General features: G+C 64.5%; 22 protein-coding genes. 6 read left to right on the top strand and 16 right to left on the bottom strand.

What is annotated here, in order from left to right:
- Positions 1-3: 3 nt before the first annotated feature.
- Genes menC through OKB87_RS05985 form a run of 5 tightly spaced genes read right to left on the bottom strand, consistent with a single transcriptional unit; the run spans position 4 to position 5657 of the window.
- Positions 4-933: an o-succinylbenzoate synthase gene (menC, locus tag OKB87_RS06005; protein WP_270826794.1), complete on the bottom strand. Its 930-nt coding sequence runs from the start codon at positions 931-933 to the stop codon at positions 4-6.
- A complete protein-coding gene (gene menB, locus OKB87_RS06000; protein WP_039215084.1) occupies positions 933-1793 on the bottom strand; it encodes a 1,4-dihydroxy-2-naphthoyl-CoA synthase in 861 nt (286 codons plus the stop codon). Before menB ends, menC begins: the two co-directional genes overlap by 1 nt.
- On the bottom strand, positions 1786-2556 hold the full coding sequence (gene menH, locus OKB87_RS05995) for a 2-succinyl-6-hydroxy-2,4-cyclohexadiene-1-carboxylate synthase (RefSeq protein ID WP_270826791.1): 771 nt from the start codon (positions 2554-2556) through the stop codon (positions 1786-1788). Before menH ends, menB begins: the two co-directional genes overlap by 8 nt.
- The gene (gene menD, locus OKB87_RS05990) at positions 2546-4276 is read right to left on the bottom strand and encodes a 2-succinyl-5-enolpyruvyl-6-hydroxy-3-cyclohexene-1-carboxylic-acid synthase (protein ID WP_270826790.1); all 1731 of its coding nucleotides are present in this window, start codon (positions 4274-4276) and stop codon (positions 2546-2548) included. Before menD ends, menH begins: the two co-directional genes overlap by 11 nt.
- 34 nt (positions 4277-4310) lie before the next feature.
- Entirely contained in the window at positions 4311-5657 is a 1347-nt protein-coding gene (locus tag OKB87_RS05985) for an isochorismate synthase (protein ID WP_270826788.1), read from the bottom strand.
- A gap of 207 nt (positions 5658-5864) precedes the next feature.
- On the opposite strand from OKB87_RS05985, the gene OKB87_RS05980 reads away from it, so the two are divergent.
- Together OKB87_RS05980 and OKB87_RS05975 are read left to right on the top strand one after the other, a co-directional pair.
- Positions 5865-6770: a 1,4-dihydroxy-2-naphthoate polyprenyltransferase gene (locus tag OKB87_RS05980; protein ID WP_043118361.1), complete on the top strand. Its 906-nt coding sequence runs from the start codon at positions 5865-5867 to the stop codon at positions 6768-6770.
- A gap of 106 nt (positions 6771-6876) precedes the next feature.
- The gene (locus OKB87_RS05975; RefSeq protein ID WP_270826787.1) at positions 6877-7092 is read left to right on the top strand and encodes a DUF6500 family protein; all 216 of its coding nucleotides are present in this window, start codon (positions 6877-6879) and stop codon (positions 7090-7092) included.
- 79 nt (positions 7093-7171) lie between these two features.
- On the opposite strand, the gene OKB87_RS05970 is transcribed toward OKB87_RS05975, so the two are convergent.
- Complete coding sequence (locus OKB87_RS05970; protein WP_016349306.1) at positions 7172-8569, bottom strand: PepSY-associated TM helix domain-containing protein; 1398 nt, start codon at positions 8567-8569, stop codon at positions 7172-7174.
- A gap of 274 nt (positions 8570-8843) precedes the next feature.
- Here OKB87_RS05970 and OKB87_RS05965 point away from each other — a divergent pair, with 274 nt between their 5' ends.
- Entirely contained in the window at positions 8844-9239 is a 396-nt protein-coding gene (locus tag OKB87_RS05965) for a hypothetical protein (RefSeq protein ID WP_016349307.1), read from the top strand.
- 170 nt (positions 9240-9409) lie between these two features.
- Here OKB87_RS05965 and OKB87_RS05960 read toward each other — a convergent pair whose 3' ends face one another.
- Positions 9410-9700 carry a YkgJ family cysteine cluster protein gene (locus OKB87_RS05960; RefSeq protein WP_016349308.1) on the bottom strand — a complete coding sequence of 97 codons (291 nt, stop codon included), beginning with the start codon at positions 9698-9700 and terminating at the stop codon, positions 9410-9412.
- A 72-nt stretch (positions 9701-9772) separates the two neighbouring features.
- Positions 9773-11149: an ATP-dependent RNA helicase DbpA gene (gene dbpA / locus OKB87_RS05955; RefSeq protein WP_011704511.1), complete on the bottom strand. Its 1377-nt coding sequence runs from the start codon at positions 11147-11149 to the stop codon at positions 9773-9775.
- Between the two features lie 564 nt (positions 11150-11713).
- On the opposite strand from dbpA, the gene OKB87_RS05950 reads away from it, so the two are divergent.
- A complete protein-coding gene (locus OKB87_RS05950; RefSeq protein WP_016349310.1) occupies positions 11714-12919 on the top strand; it encodes a NupC/NupG family nucleoside CNT transporter in 1206 nt (401 codons plus the stop codon).
- Between the two features lie 91 nt (positions 12920-13010).
- Here the strand turns inward: OKB87_RS05950 and OKB87_RS05945 are convergent, their stop codons facing one another.
- The 4 genes from OKB87_RS05945 to OKB87_RS05930 all read right to left on the bottom strand — a co-directional run bounded on the left by OKB87_RS05945 (position 13011) and on the right by OKB87_RS05930 (position 15048).
- The gene (locus OKB87_RS05945) at positions 13011-13511 is read right to left on the bottom strand and encodes a metal-dependent hydrolase (protein ID WP_039215114.1); all 501 of its coding nucleotides are present in this window, start codon (positions 13509-13511) and stop codon (positions 13011-13013) included.
- Positions 13512-13602: 91 nt separating this feature from the next.
- Entirely contained in the window at positions 13603-14157 is a 555-nt protein-coding gene (locus OKB87_RS05940) for a cytochrome b/b6 domain-containing protein (protein WP_043125554.1), read from the bottom strand.
- Between the two features lie 48 nt (positions 14158-14205).
- Positions 14206-14475 (bottom strand): PepSY domain-containing protein, encoded by a 270-nt coding sequence (locus tag OKB87_RS05935; RefSeq protein ID WP_011704515.1) that lies wholly within the window; start codon positions 14473-14475, stop codon positions 14206-14208.
- Positions 14476-14595: 120 nt separating this feature from the next.
- Positions 14596-15048: a YaiI/YqxD family protein gene (locus OKB87_RS05930; RefSeq protein ID WP_011704516.1), complete on the bottom strand. Its 453-nt coding sequence runs from the start codon at positions 15046-15048 to the stop codon at positions 14596-14598.
- 105 nt (positions 15049-15153) lie between these two features.
- Here OKB87_RS05930 and zntB point away from each other — a divergent pair, with 105 nt between their 5' ends.
- Positions 15154-16146 (top strand): zinc transporter ZntB, encoded by a 993-nt coding sequence (zntB, locus tag OKB87_RS05925; RefSeq protein WP_029301878.1) that lies wholly within the window; start codon positions 15154-15156, stop codon positions 16144-16146.
- 9 nt (positions 16147-16155) lie between these two features.
- On the top strand, positions 16156-16674 hold the full coding sequence (locus OKB87_RS05920; RefSeq protein WP_029301879.1) for a mechanosensitive ion channel domain-containing protein: 519 nt from the start codon (positions 16156-16158) through the stop codon (positions 16672-16674).
- A gap of 42 nt (positions 16675-16716) precedes the next feature.
- Here the strand turns inward: OKB87_RS05920 and OKB87_RS05915 are convergent, their stop codons facing one another.
- From OKB87_RS05915 to OKB87_RS05900, 4 genes are all read right to left on the bottom strand, one after another.
- A complete protein-coding gene (locus OKB87_RS05915) occupies positions 16717-16965 on the bottom strand; it encodes a hypothetical protein (protein ID WP_011704519.1) in 249 nt (82 codons plus the stop codon).
- 63 nt (positions 16966-17028) lie between these two features.
- A complete protein-coding gene (locus tag OKB87_RS05910) occupies positions 17029-17604 on the bottom strand; it encodes a DNA-J related domain-containing protein (RefSeq protein ID WP_270826786.1) in 576 nt (191 codons plus the stop codon).
- The gene (locus tag OKB87_RS05905) at positions 17601-19388 is read right to left on the bottom strand and encodes a cation:proton antiporter (protein WP_270826785.1); all 1788 of its coding nucleotides are present in this window, start codon (positions 19386-19388) and stop codon (positions 17601-17603) included. Before OKB87_RS05905 ends, OKB87_RS05910 begins: the two co-directional genes overlap by 4 nt.
- Before the next feature lie 176 nt (positions 19389-19564).
- On the bottom strand, positions 19565-20086 hold the full coding sequence (locus OKB87_RS05900; RefSeq protein ID WP_005308438.1) for an MltR family transcriptional regulator: 522 nt from the start codon (positions 20084-20086) through the stop codon (positions 19565-19567).
- Between the last annotated feature and the right edge of the window lie 74 nt (positions 20087-20160).

Raw genomic sequence — 20160 nt, 5'->3', positions numbered from 1 at the left:
CCTTCAATCACGGTGAAACAGGGGCTCCAGCAGGCTCAGGTCGGGTTTGCCGGTCGCGTCCAGCAGATCGGCTGCCAGCCAGCGCCGGGTATCCAGGCCGGGGGCCTGATCCGGCGCCCATTCACCCGCCAGATGGAACAGCTGGTTCAGGCCGAGGCCGGATTCGAAGCAGGAGGAGACGATCACCTTGAGGCGCAGCTCGCGAGCGCGGGCAACCAGTGCCTCGCAGTGGACCAGGGAGCCGAGCAGGGTGGGCTTGAGCACCAGGGCGCGCAGCTGGGGAATGGGCTCCCACGGCTTGCCCTGGGCCAGCAGCTCGTCGATGGCCACCGGCATGCCGGTACGATTGGCCACGAAGGCGATGTCGGCAAAGTCGGCGCAGGGGTCTTCCAGGTACTCGATCCGGTTTGGATCCAGATGGCCGCAGAAGGCCCAGGCCTCCTCGCGGGTCCAGCCCTGGTTGGCGTCCAGCACCAGCTTGAGGGTAGGGATGCGGTCGCACAGCAGGCGGATCAGCGCCAGCTCGTCGCGCATGGGGTAACGGGCGACCTTCAGCTTGGCCTTGCTGGGGGTCTTGTGCAGCCAGTTCTTCCAGTGCTTGAGCAGCTCCTGGGGGGAGCCCTGAATAAGCGGATAAGGCTCCGGCAGCGCAGTGGTCTGGGCAGGCCAGCAGCGGCGGGCGCAGTCCAGCCCGAATTGCACCGAAGGGAGCTGCGGGGCGATCTCCTGCCCCGCAGCCAGCCGCTCCAGACAGGCGATGGCTTCGGCTTGCGCCTCGGCCAGGCTCTCGCGGGAGAAGCCCGGCAGGGGGGCGATTTCCCCCCAGCCATCGTCAACGCGGACCAACAGGCCCTCTCGCGCCACCTCCACCTTGCCGTGAAAGGTCAGGGGCTGGGTAAAAGGCAGTTGGTAGCGATAGAGAGCGAGTGTCATCAGGGATTCCGCTTGTATTTGGAGAAGTCGGGACGGCGTTTCTCGTTGAACGCGTTGCGCCCTTCCTGACCCTCTTCGGTCATGTAGAACAGCATGGTGGCATTCCCCGCCAGCTCCTGCAAGCCGGCCTGGCCGTCGCAGTCGGCGTTGAGGGCGGCCTTCAGGCAGCGCAGCGCCATCGGGCTGTTCTGCAGCATCTCGCGGCACCAGCGCACGGTTTCACGCTCCAGCTCCGCCAACGGCACGACGGTGTTGACCAGCCCCATGTCGAGGGCTTGCTTGGCATCGTACATACGGCAGAGGAACCAGATCTCGCGGGCCTTCTTCTGGCCGACGATGCGGGCCATGTAGGAGGCACCCCAGCCGCCGTCGAAGGAGCCTACTTTCGGGCCGGTCTGGCCGAACTGGGCGTTGTCGGCGGCGATGGTCAGGTCACACATCATGTGCAGCACGTGGCCGCCACCGACCGCGTAGCCGGCCACCATGGCCACCACGGGTTTCGGGCAGGTGCGGATGTCGCGCTGGAAGTCGAGCACGTTGAGGTGATGGGTCCCCTCGTCATCGCGATAGCCACCGTAGTCGCCACGGATCTTCTGGTCACCGCCGGCGCAGAAGGCCTTCTCGCCAAAGCCGGTCAGGATGATGGTGCCGACCTGATCGTCGTAGCGGGCATCGGCCAGCGCCTGCAGCATCTCTTTGACGGTGCGGGGGCGGAAGGCGTTGCGTACCTGGGGGCGGTTGATGGTGATCTTGGCAATGCCATCGTCGGACTTGTGATAGAGGATATCCTCGTAACCGGCGGAGCAATCACGCCATTCGACGGGGGCATAGAGTTCCGCTTCAGTCATTGCTTCAATCATGACGCTTCTCTTCTTGTTGTTGGTTGACCCACTCCGTGAGGAGCCGGGCAAAAGTCTCAGGCTGGTGGGCATGCAGATTGTGGCCGCCATCCAGCTCCAAGTGGTTGATTTTGCGATGCTGACTCGCCATGAGGCAAGCCAGCTGATGGAATTTGTGATCCCGTTTGCCGCTCACGTAGGTGACCGGCAGCGCACCTTGCGCCAGCCAGGGGTCGAGATCCGGCTGCTGCCCCAGAGAGGTGGCGCGCAGCATGGTGGCCACGGCCTTGCCGTCGTTGCCGAGGCGGCGGGCTATCTGACGGGCACGGGCATCCTCGCCCAGATCGGCGAACACCCCCTGCCGATACCAGTCGGCCAGCACGGCCGCCAGGGGCTCCTGCTCGAAGCGCCGGGCCCAGCCCTCATCGTGGGCGAGGCGGGCAGGCCGCTCTGCCGGTGGCAGACCGGGGTGGCAATTTTCCAGCAGCAGGGCCTGCAGTCCAAGCGGCGCCTGGCTGGCGTGATAGAGGGCGAGCCGCCCACCCAGCGAATAGCCCGCCAACAGGTAGCGACCGATGCCGCGCGCAGCCAGCTCGTCGCACAGCCAGCGATGGGCCTGCTCGAACCCCGCAACCCGCACAGCCCGGTTGCTGCCGTGGCCCGGCAGATCCAGCGCCAGACTGGGGAGGCCGGTCAGGGCCGCCTGCACGGGCTGCCAGTCGTTGGCATCGCCGAGCAGGCCGTGCAGCAGCACCAGCGTAGGTTGATCGGCACTAGCTGCCACGGATCGCGCTTCCCAGTGCCTTCAGATCCTCGGCGACTTCGCTGCTGGGGACCTTGATTTCAATCAGCGTTACCCCCTTTTCCAGCGCGGCGGCGTAATCCCGTTCAAAGTCGGCGAGGGTGGCCGGCGTCCGATAGTGGAGGCCGAACATGGCGGCGGCGTGTTCGAAGTGCAGTCCGTGGGGCAGGCAGTAGTAGGTCTCCAGCAGCGCGTCCTGGGTCGGCACCGGCAGCATGCGAAAGATGCTGCCGCCGTCGTTGTTAAGCAGGATCACCACCAGCGGCCGGCTCGATTTGCCAAGCAGCGCCAGGCTGTTGAGGTCGTGCAGGGCGCTGAGATCGCCGAGCAGCAGGGTGGTGGGCTCATTGCTGCCCGGCTGGACCGATTGCGCGAAGCCGTAGGCGGTGGCGATGAGGCCGTCGATGCCGGAGGCGCCGCGGTTGGTCATCACCCGGCTGGGGCCCTTGCCCACTTCGCCGAGCATGTCCATCAGCCGGGCCGGCATGCTGTTGCCGACAAACAGCTGGCCCCTGATCAGCTGATTCAGGCGGTGGCACACCCCGAGTTCGGAGAAACGCTCGCAGGCGCTGCGCACCTGCTGGCTGACGGACTGCTGGCGCTCCGCCAGCCGGTGCCAGGGCAGGTGCGGGTGCGCCACCGGATTGGCGGCGGCAAAGACGCCGGGTTCGCACAGCAGGCGGCGGCGCAGCCGGTAGTCCGGGTCGAGCCGGGCTGGCTGCGGGTCGATGAGCCAGTATGCCTGCCAGGGCTGCTGCTTGATGAACTGGCCAAGCCGCTTGGAAATGAGGCGGGCACCGAATTGCAGCAGCACCTCGGCCCGGGCCAGCTCGGCCACGAAGCCGCTGTGTTGCAGGGCGAGATCGGCATGCACCAGGTTGCGGCCATCGAAGCGCAGCTGGCTCTGCAGGTCAGCCAGCAGAGGCCAGCCAAGCCGCTCGGCCAGCGCGGCGACCGCCTTGGCCTGGACGGGATCCTGAATGCGGCCGGCGACGATGAGGCCACGTTTGCCCTGCAGCTCGTCCCAGTCGGGCTGATGCGGGCAGGGTGCCTGCGCCAGTTGCCAGGGGCTCCAGGGCTTGGACGAGCGGAGCCAGTCGCCGAGGGGGGCCAGGTAGGCGGAGCAGTCCAGATAGGCGTCGCCCGGATAGAGCGGCTCGGGGTACATGCAGTTGAAGTGCACCGGCCCAGGTGTGCGCGCCTGCTGGGCCAGCGCCTGATCCACCGAGCTCAGCACGAAGGCGGCCGGAATGGTGGCGGTGGGGCTCGGCAGGTTCTGCTGATAGACGGGGTAGCGGCCGAAGATCCCCTGCTGATCGATGGCCTGGTTGGCGCCGTTGTCGATGAGTTCGGGCGGCCGGTCGGCAGAGAGAATGATGAGCGGCACGCCGGTGAGCTGCGCCTCGGCCACCGCCGGCCAGAGGTTGGCCACCGCGGTGCCCGAGGTCATGATCACCGCGACCGGGCGACCGCTGCCCTTGGCCAGCCCCAGCGCCATGAAGCCGAGGCCGCGCTCGTCAAAGTGCAGATGGCGGCGAAAGCCGGGGTGGGCGGCGGCCGCCATGGTGAGCGGTGCCGAGCGGGAGCCGGAGGCCAGCGCGATGTCGCGCACGCCGAGGCGAAAGAGCTCCTCCAGCAAGAGGGAAGACCAGACGTGGTTGAAGGTGGCATGGTGGCTGGCAAACTCTTGGCGCGCGGACATGAGGCTCTCGCAGTGAGGAAACGGTGAGAAAACGCTATCCCAGCAGGGAGAGCACGTTGGCGATCTTGTTGTCGAGTTCGGCCCACTCGGCGGCAGGCTCGGAACCCGCGACGATACCGGCGCCGGCAAACAGGGTGATGGCCTGCGCCGTGATGCGGGCGCTGCGGATGGCGACCGAGAACTCCGAGGTCTCCCGGCTCAGCATGCCGCAGGCGCCGGCATACCAGCCGCGATCATAGGGCTCGCGTTCGCGGATGAAGGCCAGCGCCGCCTCGCGCGGGGCACCGCCCACCGCGGGGGTGGGGTGCAACGCCTCCAGCAGTTGCCAGTCGCAGACGCCGGGCTTGAGCTCGGCTTCGATGTCGCACTTGAGGTGCTGCAGCAGTCGCAGTTTGAGAATGCGCGGCTCGGTCAGGGTGGCATCAGTGGTGAGCGGCGCCAGCCGGCTGAGGATGTCGGCGTGTACCAGCCGGTTTTCCAGCCGGTTCTTGCTGTCGGCCAGCAGCTCGGCGGCCAGCGCTGCGTCGGTTGCCTCGTCGCCGGATCGGCGGATGGTGCCGGCCAGCGCCTCGGTGAAGAGGTGCTGCTGTTCACGGCGATAGAGCCGCTCGGGGGAGCAGGCGATGAAGCTCTGCTCGGGTGAAAACTGGAAGCCGAAGTGAAAGCAGTCCTGGCCGTGCTGTGCCCAGCTGGCCAACAGCGACCAGGGGGCGACGGCCTGCGGGTCGGCCGCGTGCGTCGCACCGTCATGGGTGAGCCGGCTCTGGCGCGACAGCACTACCTTGGGGGTGTGGGCCTGGAACTCGGGGGCAGTGACCTGCTCGACCAGGGTCTGCCACTGCGGCTGGCTCGGGCAATCTTTCCGCTGCCATGAATGACGGGTCAGTGGCGGCAGAGGGGCTTCCGGCCGAAGGGCATCGAGGGCGGCGGCGGCGGCCTGCAGTTCGGCCTCGAAGGCGTCGCTGCCGGTCTGCTCTGGCAACCAGAGGTTGAGGCAGAGGGTGACGCACTCGCCACGGCGCACCAGCTCGATGCGGGGCAGCACGAAGCGGCAGGGGCCGAACCCCTGCCAGCCGGGCTGGGTGGGGTCGAACGCCAGTCCACCATAGTAGCGGGGGCTGTCGTCATGGGTCTGGCTGGTCTGTTCGCAGACCTGGCGGATCGCCTGGGGCTCGGTCAGCTCGCGCAGGCAGCCCAGCGCCACGTATTCGGGACGGTCGTGTCCTCTGGCATGCCAATAGATACGGGGATAGAGGGTCTGCGCCGCGAGCCAGCCCAGAAAGGAGCTGACCTCGATGGCCACGCGCAGCCGCACGAAGCCGCTGGCATTGCCGTGACGCAGGGCGTCCAGTTGTTGCTTGATATGGGTCTGAGCCAACATGGATTTCGTCTATGAGCCGATAGTGACGGTCCATCCTGCAGAAGGATGCCGTTGGTTTATGCCAAAGGAGCGATTATTCCTATATATTATCTGCCCATTCGTCCATGTAAATCGCCCGGGGAGCTACCTCCCGAGGGGCCAAGTATACCGAAATCCGGTTCGATAACCCTTAACACGATCAATATCTGATTGTTTGGCCATCACAATATGACAAATACCTTATCTATTTGGTTGCTGGCGGCGCGTTTGCGAACGTTGCCGCTGGCGTGCTCCTCCATTTTGCTGGGTTCTGGGCTTGCGGCCAGCCGCGGTGCCTTCGACGGCACCATCATGGCGCTTTCCCTGCTGACCGCCATTCTGCTGCAGATCCTCTCCAATCTGGCCAACGATTATGGGGATGCGGTATCCGGGGCGGACAATGGCGAACGGATCGGCCCCCAGCGCGCCGTGGTCTCCGGCCTCATCACCCGCCGGCAGATGTGCGTGGCCATGGCGCTGACCGCGCTGGCCGCGGTGGTCAGCGGCCTCGCCCTGCTGGGCTGCGCTTTTGGCGATCAGTGGCTGCAGATCCTCACCTTCGTGCTGCTCGGCGGCGCCGCCATCGTCGCCGCCATCACCTACACGGTGGGCAAGACTCCTTACGGCTATCGCGGCTTCGGCGACATCTCGGTGTTCCTGTTCTTCGGCCTGCTGGGGGTGCTTGGCTCCTACTACCTGTTCACCAAGACCCTGCAGTGGGATCTGCTGCTGCCGGCCACCGCCTGCGGCTTGCTGGCCACCGCGGTGCTCAACATCAACAACGTGCGCGACATCGAGACCGACTCGGTGAGCGGCAAGATCACCCTGGCGGTGCGGCTCGGTCGCAACCGGGCCATCGCCTACCACTGGGTTCTGCTGGGGGCGGCGTTGCTGACCACCATCGCCTTCCTGCTGACCCAGCCTGCCAGTTTCTGGCCCTGGATCTTTCTGCCCGCCATGAAGCCGCTCACCGATGCCGCCAAGACCCTGCGCCAGAGTTTCGATGGCGAGGTGCTGACCGGCGCGCTCAAGAAGACCGCCATCAGCGCCTTCCTGTTCAGCCTGCTGCTCTCCATCGGGCTGGCGCTCTCCTGACTGGGTGTCATGTGATCGGCTAGGCAAAAGGGCTCCCGGACGGGGGCCCTTTTTGTTGGTTGGGGTATGCTGGCCGGCCAATCACTCATCAGGCCGGAACGCCGCCATGCGCGACTCGCTCAAACAGAAAATCATTCAGGTGTGCCATCAGAAAATCGCGCAGAAGGGGGAGGCGGTCGGCGTCTCCTTCTATGCGTTTTTTGCCAACCGCAATGACGACCCCGAGTTGCTGATAGAGGCAGCGACCTGGTGGATCCAGACCCAGCGCCTCGATCACTTCGAGAAGGCGAGGAAGATCCTCCAGCTGGTGGAGCAAGCGTAAAGGCGCGCTGAAAGCAGGAGGGCTCCCGTGTGGGAGCCCTCCTGAAGTGGCTGCGTAGTGCGGCGCACGGCGCCGGCGACTAGCTGACCCGTGCCAGCCGGGGTGCCCGACGGCGGGCGAAGAGCAGGCTGTCCAGCAGCCAGATCACCAGCATGGAGCCGCCCACCAGCGGGAAGCAGATGCCGAGCAGGATCAGCAGGGCAATGGCGCCACGCATGGGGGGCAGGCTGGCCGGCAAGGGCGGGGCGGCGAGGCGACCACTGGGGCGGCGGCTCCACCAGATCCAGAGCCCGCTCACCGAGCTCAGCAACACCAGCAGGCAGATGAGCAGCATGGCCAGCTGGTGCGGCCAGCCGTAGAGCTTGCCCATGTGCAGCATGACGCCGGTTTCCACCGTCTTGGCGACCGGGCCGTAGTCTTGCCAGCGCACGTCGGCCAATACCTTGCCACTGTATTGATCGATGTGCAGGGTGGCGTCGTTGCGCGGATCATCGGCCGAGATGGCGATGGTGTAGACGCCGCTCGCACCGGCCGGTGGCGTGATGCTGTAGCCCGGCGTGACCTGGCGCGCGGTTGCGATCTCCACCACCTGTTGCAGCGGGATGCGGTGCTCCGCCATCACCATGCCGTCGTGCTCGCCGCCGTGACCCATGGCGCTGTGGTCGTGGGCCTTGGGCTCGGCCGAGCTGGGGATGGGGGTGTTCTCGACCGCCCAGGGGACTGTCTGTTGATGGGCATGGTTGAGGCTGCGGGCCAGGGGCGCCGACTTGGGCACCTCGTTCCACATGGCGGCCGGGAAGCGGTTCCAGACGGCGGCAAACTGATCGCCCCAGAAACCGGTCCAGGTCATGCCGCTCAAGAGCAGCAGCAGCAGGAAACCGGCGCCCCAGAAACCGACCACGGCGTGCAGATCGCGCCACCAGAGCCGCCCGCGCTGGCTCCAGCGCGGCCACAGGATGCCACCGACTCCTGGCCCCTTGCGTGGCCACCAGAGATAGAGCCCGCTGATGAGCAGCACGATTCCCCAGCCGGCGGCCAGCTCGATCAGCCGATCCCCTATGGTGCCGAGCAGCAGATCGGCGTGCAGGGCGCGGGCGACCGCCTGCAAATTCCACTTGTTGTCCAGGGTGCCGAGCAGGGCGCCGCTGGCGGGATCGAGGAACAGGGTCAGCTCGTTGCCGTCCTGGCGGACGATGAACTGGGCGCTGGCCTCCGGGCTGACCGGTGGCAGGTACTTGCTCAGGCTGGCGTTTGGCATAGCCACGATCGCCTTGACCAGCAGCTGATCGGCACTGAGCGGCTGGCTGACGGGGGTGACCTTCATCAGCTCGGGGTACATCAGATTGTCGAGCTGGGGCTTGAACAGATAGACGATCCCGGTCAGCGAGAGCAGGATCAGGAAGGGGGCGACGAAGAGACCCGCATAGAAGTGCCAGCGCCAGATGCGCTGATAGTGGTTCGCGTCCCGATTTTTCATCTCTGTTCCTTGCGCCGTGAGTTAACGTTTCAGTTGGTGGAATGTTGGTGGCGGCGCGGATAATAGCAGCAACGTTTTGTTAACTGCAACAGAACATGAGGGCTGGTCGAGGCGGTGGGCACGGGCGTGCTGAGCAGGCCGCCAGTGGGTCAACCGGTGACGCAGCCCATCCAGGCTCGCGCCTGGCAGAATGGACTTTTTGCAGAGAAATCCTTACCTTGTTGCAACATAAAAGGGTGCTTGCGCGACGAAGAATCCAGGGAAGGAGGCAGACGTGAAGTTGCAACCACACGGCAATTTCGAGATGCAGCGACGAGGTCAGGTGCTGATCTGCCGACCGAGCGGCCCCTTCAATCTGGCGGGGGCCATGGCCTATGAGGCCCAGTTCAGCCAGCAGATCGCCAGCCTGCGCGACGCGCCCTGGGGCATTGTCGAAGTGGCGACCGAGTTCGAGGCGGCGGGCCCCGAGGTGCTGGCCCGCTTTCGCCGCCAGTTCGGCTGGTGCGCCAGCAACGGCTGCGCCTTTCTGGCGGTGGTGCTGGCGGGCAGCTTCAAGCAGTATCTGGCGGATCAGGTGTTCAGCGGTTTGCCGTTTCAGGGCGTCCGCTACTTCGAGCAGACCGACGAGGCGCTGCAGTGGCTGGAACGGCAACTGGCCGGGCTGGTCTGACGGCACGGCAGGCTGATCATTACCCGCAGCTCAGTTGAGTTTGATAAACCACTTGTCCCGCTCGTCGACGCAGTCGGGCTCGCCCATTTCAAATTCACGGCATATCAAGGGACGTACTTCATGGATGGGGTACATCATCGCGGGAGTGCGATCGAGCGCTCGCCCATCGGTCAATTGAGCTTGATAAACCACTTGTCCCGCTCGTCGACGCAGTCGGGCTCGCCCATTTCAAATTCACGGCATATCAGGGGACGAACTTCGTAGATGCGGCACATCATGGTGTTGCGATCGAGCGCGGCGCACCAGCCATCTTCCAGCCGGTGCATCACCGGCACTTCACCTTCCCGCTCTTCCACATAGCGATCCGGTACGCCGGTATCGGTAAACAGCATTACCTCGAGGCGGCAGCAGCAGGCTTCACAGTTCTGGCAGCTCACTTCGGGTCGGGTTGTCTGGGTCATGGCATCTGCCTTGTTCTCATGGGCACGGATAAATATGAAACAGGCGCCGATCCGGCGCCTGTGTCGTGAACCTTAGCCCAGCTTGCGAGCGCGGTAGCTGCGCCCCTTGATCTTGCCTTCCTGCAGCCGCTTGAGGGCGGCGCTCGCCACCTGGCGCTTCACCGCCACGTAGGAGTACTGCTCGGAAATCTGGATCTTGCCCACATCGGCCCCGGCAATGCCGCCTTCGCCAGTCAGGGCGCCGAGGATGTCACCGGCGCGCACCTTGCTCTTGCGGCCCGCATCGATGGAGAGGGTCACCATCTGCGGTGCAATCGGCTTGATGTCGCGGCCGATCCCGGCCAGGTCGCCCTGGGGAATGGGGGCCTGCTGGTACTCCTCGATGAAGTTGACGCGCTGGGCCTCGTTCGGCTGGTAGAGGCTCAGGGCCAGGCCCTGCTGGCCGGCGCGGCCGGTACGGCCGATCCGGTGCACGTGCACCTCGGGGTCGTAGGTCAGCTCGTAGTTGATGACGGCGCCCAGCTCCTTGATGTCGAGACCGCGGGCGGCCACGTCGGTGGCCACCAGGATGGTGGCGCTGCCGTTGGCGAAACGCACCAGTACCTGATCCCGCTCGCGCTGCTCCAGGTCACCGTTCAGCGCCAGCGCCGAGAAGCCCTTGGCGGCCAGGTGGTCGGCCACGTCGTTGCAGGCCCGCTTGGTGTTGCAGAACACCACGCAGGAGCTCGGCTGGTAGTGGCTGAGCAGCCAGCCGAGAGCATCGAGGCGCTGGCCAGCCGGCACTTCATACAGCTTCTGTTCGATGGCGCTGTCTTCGTGCAGGGACTCCACGCTCACCTCGACCGGGTTGCGCTGCACGCCGCGGCTCATCTGGGCGATCCCCTCCGGATAGGTGGCGGAGAACAGCAGGGTCTGCCGATCGCGCGGGGCGTGGCTGATGACCCGGTTGATGTCTTCGCCAAAGCCCATGTCCAGCATGCGATCCGCTTCGTCCAGCACCAGCGTCTTGAGGCCGTCCAGCTCGAGGGTGCCCTGCTCCAGATGCTTGAGGATCCGACCCGGGGTGCCGACGGCGATGTGGGCGCCAAAGCTCAGGGTGGCGGATTGCGGTGCGGTCGGGGTGCCGCCGCACAGGGTGACCAGTTTGACGTTGGGCAGGGTACGGGCGAGACGGCGGATCTCGGTGGCAACCTGATCGGCCAGCTCGCGAGTCGGACAGAGCACCAGCGCCTGCACCTCGAGCCGGTTGACATCGAGGTTGGCAAGCAGGCCGAGGCCGAAGGCCGCGGTCTTGCCGCTGCCGGTTTTTGCCTTGGCGATCAGGTCTTTGCCATCGAGTACCAGGGGCAGACTCTGGGCCTGGATCGGGGTCATCTGCAGATAACCCAGGCTGGCGAGGTTGTCCTGCAGGGCGGGGGAGAGGTTCAGGCTGCTAAATTCGTTGTTCACAAAAAGACTCTATATCGGAGAAAACGGGCTGCGCCGTGCGCAAGGGCGCGCATTGTATCAGAAAGCGCTGCCGGGTGTGGCGGATTTTTGAACGACTGGACGGTGGCGGTGGCGGGGCTGCGGCAGGGGAAAAACGGTGGCGGCATGTTGTCCGGCTCGTCTGAAAATACCCCACTGCCTTTCGGGAATTAGCTGAAAGAAGCCGGGCCATTCATCGCAAATAAGATAAACGTTTGTCATTTTGATTTGATTAAATAAATTCGCCGTAAATTTAACCTTACCGCTATGACGCCATTCGCCATGTTTTAAATAAATGTGATAAAGCTGTGAAAATAGCCCTTTCAGACTGAATGGTTTGTTTTTAAGGTACTGTTTATTAATGATTTTTATGTTTACTGAACAATGATTAGATGCTTGCGTGAACGTTTAATTAATTTAAAAACGTTTGTATTATCCAACATGCATATTTTTACCGCAGATTGTGATGGCTATCTGATTTTTAAATATGCAAATGTCTATGATGGCGCCGGTCAAAAAATTACAAATTACTCAGGTGCTACTGGTATGGAATACGTTCACTTTGTGCTCGGACTCGTGATGGTCCTCGCTCTTGCTTTGCTGGCCAACCGCCACAACTGGAAACAGATCAAACTGCGCTATATCGGCCAACTGCTGGTGGTCGAACTGGCGCTGGCCTGGTTCATGCTGAACTCCGAAGTGGGTCTGGCGGTGGTGGGTGGCTTCGCGGCCGGCTTCACCAAGTTGATGGAGTTTGCCAAACAGGGTACCGACTTCGTGTTCGGTGGCCTGGTCAATGAAGGGGCCTTCTCCTTCTTCCTGATGGTACTGATGCCCATCGTCTTCATCTCCGTGCTGATCGGTATCCTGCAGTACATCCGTCTGCTGCCGCTGGTGATCCGCGGTATCGGTACCGTGCTGGCCAAGATCAACGGCATGGGCAAGCTGGAGTCCTTCAACGCCATCAGCTCCATGATCGTCGGCCAGTCCGAGAACTTCATCGCGCTCAAGAACATCCTGCCGCACCTGAACGAGAAGCAGATGTACACCCTGGCCGCCACTGCCATGTCCACCGTCTCCATGTCCATCGTCGGTGCCTACATGCAGCTGATCGAGCCGCGCTACGTGGTGGCCGCGCTGGTGCTCAACATGTTCAGCACCTTCATCGTGCTGTCGCTGATCAACCCCTACGAGCCGGACAACACCGTGACCGACGCCAAGGCGCTGGCCGAAGGTGACGAGCACCACAGCCCGAAGAAAGAGAACTTCTTCGAGATGCTGGGCGAGTACATCATGGCCGGTTTCACCGTGGCGGTCATCGTGGGTGCCATGCTGGTCGGCTTCATCGCCCTGATTGCCCTCATCAACTACCTGTTCGAGATGGCATTCGGCGTCAACTTCCAGTTCGTCATGGGCTACCTCTTCTACCCGATCGCCTGGATCCTGGGCATCCCGAGTGGTGAAGCGCTGCAAGCCGGCTCCATCATGGCGACCAAGCTGGTGACCAACGAGTTCGTGGCCATGATGGATCTGGGCAAGATCGCGGCCCAGCTCTCTCCGCGCACCATCGGCATCCTCTCCATCTTCATGGTGTCGTTCGCCAACTTCAGCTCCATCGGCATCATCGCCGGTGCGGTGAAGGCGCTGAACGAAGAGAAGGGCAACATGGTCTCCCGCTTCGGTCTGAAGCTGGTGTACGGCTCCACCCTAGTGAGCCTGCTCTCCGCCGTGATTGCCGGTGTGATGCTGTAATACAGCCACCCGCTCTCACCATGACAAACCCCTGCCTCGGCAGGGGTTTGTTTTTTGGCCACAGCAGGGGGCAGCTGGTGGGTTCACACAGCTAGCCCGGCCAGTGGGCCCAGTAACCGGCGGCCAGCAGGGTGAGGGTGCAAAAGCCGGTCTCGACGGCGCCGCCGCTTTTGAGCGGCCAGCCCGGCAGCCGGTAGCGGCGCTTGCTGGGCCACAGCAGCGGAATGCCGGCCGGGGTGAGCCAGTCTCCCAGCAGGTGGCTGAGGTAGCCGATGATAAGGGCATCCTTGACGCCGGTGGGCAGCAGGGCGGGAGCCAGGCTCTGATCCAGCCCCCAGATGGCGGCGGCCACCGCCAGCAGGCTGTGGGTGAAGCCGCGATGGCCGAAGAGCCGCGACAAGGGTTTCGAGATCCAGGGCAGGCGTTGCCCCAGCACCGACTTGGGGTGGTCGAGGTCCGGCAGCAGGGCGCTGGCCAGTGCGGCAGGAATGGTGTGCCACAGGCTGGCGTCGGCCAGGGCCGGCGTCAGCTGGAGTTTGTGGGCGAGCAGGGTGCAGGTAACGGAGAAGAGCAGGTGCCCTTGGGCGGTCATGATGGCTACGACATGGGAAAATGGCGGCGCATCTTACCAGTGTCGCGGGCTATTGCAGCAAAAAACCGGGGCCCGAGGGGCAGCCCGGTCATTAACTGCGCGGATCTTCCACCTTGGCGTCGGCGGGCACCCGTTTTTTGCCCAGCACCATGGCGCGCACCAGGTCGCTGCGGGTGAGGCGATCGGTCAGGATCACCACGGCCGCATGGACGCCGACGGCGGCCATCAGGGTGTTGGCAATGATGCCGTGCAGCTCCTCCAGCCAGTCTTCGCCCCAGAAGGCATCCCAGGTGGTGAGCCAGCCGGTGACCACGGTGCCGACCAGCGACAGCAGCAGTAGCCAGATCATCAGGGCGCCGACCGGGTTGTGGCCGAGGTAGTAGGGGTGACGGCCCTGGGCCAGCTGGCGCAGGTAGTAGCGCACCCGGGCCGGGGTCGGCCACCACTGGCCGAAGCGGGCGTAATGGGGACCGACCAGCCCCCACAGCAGGCGGATGATCAGCAGGATGCCCACTGCGTAGCCGGCATATTTGTGGGGCTTGCTGCCCTCTTCCAGCACGAAGAAGTTGAGCAGGCAGAGGGTGACGGTGGCCCAGTGAAACACCCGGATGAGGGGATCCCAGACTTTCACTTCAGAGGTTGTCATGGCGTGGCTCCATAGAAAGGGCCGGCAGGAGACCGGCCCATGGCCGGATTATTCGTCGATCTCTTCTTTGACTTTCTTCAGGTCGGTCGGGTCGAAGTAGATCTCGACCTTGCGCTTCTCCTTGTCCCAACCGTAAATCTCGTAGCAATTGGTCTTGGTGACCTTGAACTTCTTGATGTCGTAGCCCATCGCCTTGATCTGCTGCTGGGCGTCGGCTTCGCTCATCCATTTGCTCTTGTCGGCCTGGGTACATTGGGGATCGGCCAGGGCTGCGCCGCTCAACAGGGGGATCAGTAACAACAGGGGGGTCAGTTTCATTGCTTGCTCCTTGCGGGTGGTTGGGTCAACAGCCACAAGGTTAGTTCACCTGCCTTAAGAAAGAATTAAGCGCAAAGGGAAATGAATGGGTCTCCCCGGTGGCCGACCGGGGAGGGAGCATCAACTCAGCTTGCCCCGGATGAGCCACTTGTCGAGGGCGTTGGCGAAGCGCTGCTTGTCGGCCGCGTTGAGGGGGGCCGGGCCGCCGGTCTGTACCCCGGCCGAGCGCAGCTCCTCCATGAAGTTGCGCATGCCGAGCCGCGCCTTGATGGTCTCGCGGGTGTAGATCTCGCCGCGAGGATTGAGCGCCTCGCCGCCGGCATCGATCACCCAGGAGGCGAGCGGGATGTCGCCGGTGATCACCAGATCGCCGGGTTTGACCTGCTGGGCGATGACATGATCTGCCACATCGAAGCCCTTCTCCACCTGCTGGGTCTTGATGAAGGGGGAAGGGGGCACCCGCAGCCCCTGATTGGCCACCAGGGTAGTTACCACCTGGGCACGGTGGGCGGCGCGGTAAAGGATCTCCTTGACCGGAATGGGGCAGGCATCGGCATCAACCCAGATGGGCATGGCAGGGCTTCCTGTGTCTGAAACGAGTGGCGCATCTTAACACGGCCGGCGCGGGGCGGCTGCCCCGGGGCTGAGTCGGGCCCGGCTTTGGTGTAAGCTGGGCCGATGAACATGAGCGAAAAGGACGAGCAGATGGATCGGGTGCCCAGTGACGTAATTTATGGCCTGACCCTGGATGGCAGGGGTGGCATGCAGCCACTGGTGGCGGGCAGCGAGATACCGGCGCAGCAGCCGGGCTGGCTGCATCTGGACTACGGCAATCCGGAGGCGGCGCGCTGGCTGTTGCAGACCCCGCTGCTCAATGATGCGGCGCGCGAGTCGCTGCTCGGCCAGAGCAATCGCCCCAAGCTGGTAAGGATGGGGGAGACGGTGCTGCTGATCCTGCGCGGCATCAACCACAACAAGGACCACCGACCGGAAGAGATGGTGGCGCTGCGCATCTACATCACCCCGGATCTCATCATCAGCAGCCGGCGCCGGCCGCTGCTGTCGGAGCAGGACGTGTTCAACCAGCTCAAGCTGGGAGGCGGCGCCGATACCCCGGCCGACTGGCTGGTGGAGATCTGTGATGCCCTGACCGACCGGGCCGGGGAGTTCGTCGAGGAGCTGCACGACCAGATCCTGGATCTGGAGGAGATGGTGCTGATGCGCGACCTGCCTGCCAACGGCCGGCTGGCGCTGATCCGCAAGCAGCTCATCATGATCCGCCGCTACCTCTCGCCACAGCGGGATCTGGTGGCGCGCCTCGCCAACGAGAAGATCAGCTGGCTGGATGAAGATGACCGCCGGCGCCTGCTCGACATCGCCGACCGGTTGCGGCGCTGGCTGGACGATCTGGATGCCGGGGTGGCGCGCACCGCCGTGCTGGCGGACGAGATCAACAACCTGATGGCGGAGGCGACCAATCGCCGCGCCTACCAGATGTCGGTGATGGCGCTGCTGTTCCTGCCCGCCAGCTTCCTGACCGGCCTGTTCGGCATCAACCTGGGGGGCATCCCCGGAGCCGAGAGCCCGACCGCCTTCTGGATCTTCTGCGGCTCCCTGGTGGCGCTGGCGACCGGGCTGGCGGTCTGGCTCAAACATCGACGCTGGTGGTAAGGAGCAGACATGACGACATGGGAATCTTTTGGCGTGACCCTGCTGTTGCTGCTGGGCCATACCCTCGTTCGCGGGCTCATTCACAAGAGCCTGCTGGCGCTGGCCCAGACCCGGCAGGTGAGCGAGAACCGGGTGCTCTACGTGGAGCACGTGTTCCACTTCCTGCTCGGCTGCGCCACCCTGCTGATCCTGGCCGGGGTGTGGGGGCTCGACTTCTCGCGGCTGGTGGTGCTGGCCTCCTCCTTCTTTGCGGTGCTGGGCGTCGCCATGGTGGCGCAGTGGTCGATCCTCTCCAACATCACTGCCAGCATCACCATCTTCTTCGCCTTCCCCTACAAGATTGGCGACCGGATCCGGATCCTCGACAAGGATGACTCGGTCACCGGGGTCATCACCGAGATCGGCCTCTTCTACGTGCGGGTGCGCGATGACAACGGCGATCTGGTCACCTATCCGGCCAACCTGATCCTGCAAAAGCCGGTCAGGCGGCTGGAGGGCAAGGGGGCGGAACCCCTGCAACCGGAATGAGAAAAGGCTCCCTTGGGAGCCTTTTTTGAGCCTGCTGATCCCTCAGCGTTCGAAGAAGCGGTAGAGGTGCTCGACCTGGATCGGGCAATCCGCCACCAAGTGCACGTGCTGGCGGGCCTCCTCGACCGAGCCGAAGTAGCGGGGGCAGCCCAGGGTGTCGGTCATCTCGTACAGCTTGCCGTCCTGACCTCTGAACTCCACGATCCAGCCGGGCAAGATGGCGTCCTGCAGGATCTCGGCTTCCTTGAAGGCTTGTTGCTGATAGAGCTGGCGAAGTTCGCTGACTGTCATGACATCCTCCCGTGACGCTTGATGCCACTTCAAGTCTAGTGGTTGCGGTCAGGGTCGGCCGGCTCATTTGGCCGATTTGAGGTGCTCCCAGGCCCAGCGTAGGCGGATGAAGGTGTCGGCATCGCCCCCGCGATCCGGGTGGTGTTGCAGCGCGAGCTCCCGCCAGCGGCGGCGGATGGCATCGGGCTGTGCCCCGGTCGGCAGGGCGAACAGGGTCAGCGCCTCGGCCCTGTGTTCATCCCGCTCACAGGCCCGCCAGAAGCTGCCGAGCAGCGCCTCCACCTCTTCCCGATCGGTCTGCCAGAACACCTGCCAGTCGAGGTAGTAACTGCGCAGCGCCTCGCCCCGGGCGAGGGCGCTTGCCGTCTCGCTGATGGCGAGCGGTTCGAGCCGGATATCCAGGGTGCTGATCACCAGCCACCACCCTTCACCATGCAGCTCGGCCTGCAGCTGGTAGAGAGCGTTCATGATGAGGAAGTTGAGCCGAAACAGCTGCAACTGCTCATCCCCCGACAGAGGCGGGATGACCTCCTGGCGGCGCAGCTCGGCCAGCAGTTCGTGCACCTTGTAGCTGCCGCTTGCCTGCCGCAGCAGTGTCAGCAGTGGAGCCAACAGCGGGTTGGGCCGGGTCTCGCTCATGGAGTGGCCGTCTCCTTCGGCGGTTGCAGGGCGATCAGCAGCTCCCCGGCCAGCGGCTCGACGGGGCCGGTGACGATGCGGGCCCGCCCCTTGCCGTCCAGCACGAACAGCGGGATGGCGCCCGGGTTGGCCTCCTGGTACTGGGCCCAGTCGAACGCCTCGCTCAGCCGGGTCGCCTTGATCTGGCCGCCCCGGCTCAGCAGGCCGCTCAACCGGGCGTAGTTGATGTCGGGACCGAACAGGTTCTGGCGGGCGCGAAAGGTGGCGCTCTCCCGATTGGCCTTGCCGTGCTGCTCGCTGGAGCGCAGGGAGTAGACCTTCTCCTCGCCGTAGAGGTGGGCGAAGTGCAGCACGCCGAGGGCGTTGTTGTGGCGGTTGGGAGAGAGCGCCAGCACTGTGCTGATGCTGGTGAGCGGCAGATGCAGCTCGGCGTGTTCGGATTGCGGATTGCCGAAGTAGCAGGGCAGGTTGCTCATCCGTGCCTGACGGCAGAACTCCCAGGCCGGATCGCAGAGCTGGACCGGCACCCCCTGATCCGCCAGGGCCCGGCCGATGGCCCGCGCCACCGAGTTGGCCCCGATGATGAGCCAGGTGTTGGGGGCGCTCTGGCGCATCTTCAGCATACCGGCCAGCGGCGCCGAGGTGAGGCTCTGCAGCACCACGGTGGAGATGATCACCGCAAACACCAGCGGCACCAGCTTGTCGGCATCGGGAATGCCGGCCTGGTGCAGGCTGATGGCGAAGGAGGCGCTGACCGCCGCCGCGACGATGCCACGCGGCGCAATCCAGCCGAGCAGGGCGCGGGCCCGCCAGGAGAGATCCGATCCCCAGGTGGAGACCAGGATGCAGAGCGGGCGTGCCACGAACTGCACCACGCACAGCAGCGCCAGCACCATGGGGCCGAGCTGCCAGAGCTGGGCCAGATCGAGGCGGGCCGCCAGCAGGATGAACAGGGAGGAGATGAGGATGACGGCGAGATCTTCCTTGAAGGCCAGCACCTCCTCCAGATCCAGCCCCTCCTGATTGGCGAGCCAGATGCCGAACACGGTGACCGCCAGCAGGCCGGATTCGTGGCTGAGCCAGTTGGAGAGGCTGAAGGTGACCAGCACCAGCGCCAGCACCCCGAACTTGTGCAGGCTGACCGGCAGCCAGTCCTTGCGGATCAGCAGGGTGGTGAGCCAGCCGGCGCCGACCCCGATGAGCGAGCCCACCCCCACCGTCTTGGCCAGCGCCAACAGGGTGTGGCCGATGAGATCCCCCTGACTGCCGAGGCGCACCGCCTCGAACACCAGCACCGCAAACAGGGCGCCGATGGGATCGATGACGATCCCTTCCCAGCGCAGGATGCGGTCCACTTCCCGGGTCGGACGGATCACGTTGAGCATGGGGGCGACCACGGTGGGACCGGTCACCACCAGCACGGCACCGAGCACCATGGCGACCCGCCAGTCCAGCCCCAGCAGGAAGTAACCGGCGCTGCCGATGACGGCGAAACTGGCCAGCATGCCCACCGAGCAGAGGTTACGCACCACCTTGCCGATCCCCTTGAGCTCGGTCAGGTGCAGGGTCAGCGCCCCTTCGAACAGGATGATGGCGACCGACAGGGAGACCAGCGGAAACAGCAGGTCGCCGAGCAGGGCGTCGGGGTCGAGCAGGCCGCTGACCGGGCCCAGCAGCAGGCCGGTGAGCAGCAGAAACAGGATGGCGGGCACTCGCAGCGACCAGGCCAGCCACTGGGCCAGCACTGAGACCAGGGCGATCCCGGCCAGGGAGAGAGCAATCATGCAGACCTCGATTAAGGCGATGAACCTGGAGGAAGTGTAGTGGGGAAGATGGTCAGATTGACACCAGCCGGCGGCGGGAACAAGGGGGGAAGCGGATCGCGCGACAGCGGGCGTCACGGGGGCATGGCCGCGGGAGAGGAGCGGGGTGTGGCCGCTGGCTGCGGCCACCAGCCGGATTAGATGGGGCTCTCTTTGTGGAGTTCGGTGACGCAGTCGGCCACCGCCAGCACCAGCGCCGAGCGCACCACCTGATCGAGCCGGTTCAGCTGCATCTGGTAGAAGGGCCAGTCCTCCTCGTTGGCGGGGGCCTCCTGCGGCATCATGCCGCCCTGGCTGACACCGTGCAGGCGTGCCAGCAGATCGCGGATCGGCTTGTCGCTGAAGCGATAATCCTTGGGGTCGCGCACCAGAAAATCGCGGATCTTCAGGTAAGCCTCGAGATCCTGATAGCGTTCGAGAGAGATGAGCCCGAGGGCGAAGATGAGCTTGAGGCGCACCTCCAGCTGGCCGAGAGGGCCGCTCTGGTTGAGCAGGGGTTCGATGGCGTATTTGACGGCATACTCCTCCTGACGGAACGCGCGTCGCATCAGAGAGTCGACCGCCTCTTCCAGGATGGTCACGACCTCGAGAAAGAAGCCGCGAGGGCCATCCTGCTCGTTCAGTCGCTCCAGTACTTCATCTTCCTGGTGTGTGGTCATAAGTGCATTGGGTCCAGCTGACAGGAAGAGAGTGGGCCTCTCTCCCGGTTTTTATCGTGTGAGGCGCTTTGGTG

The sequence above is a fragment of the Aeromonas sp. Y318-1 genome (assembly GCF_027706125.1).
GTDB lineage: Bacteria > Pseudomonadota > Gammaproteobacteria > Enterobacterales > Aeromonadaceae > Aeromonas > Aeromonas hydrophila.
Note: the sequence above shows the minus strand (reverse complement) of the source record. Positions and strands in the feature narration are given on the sequence as shown.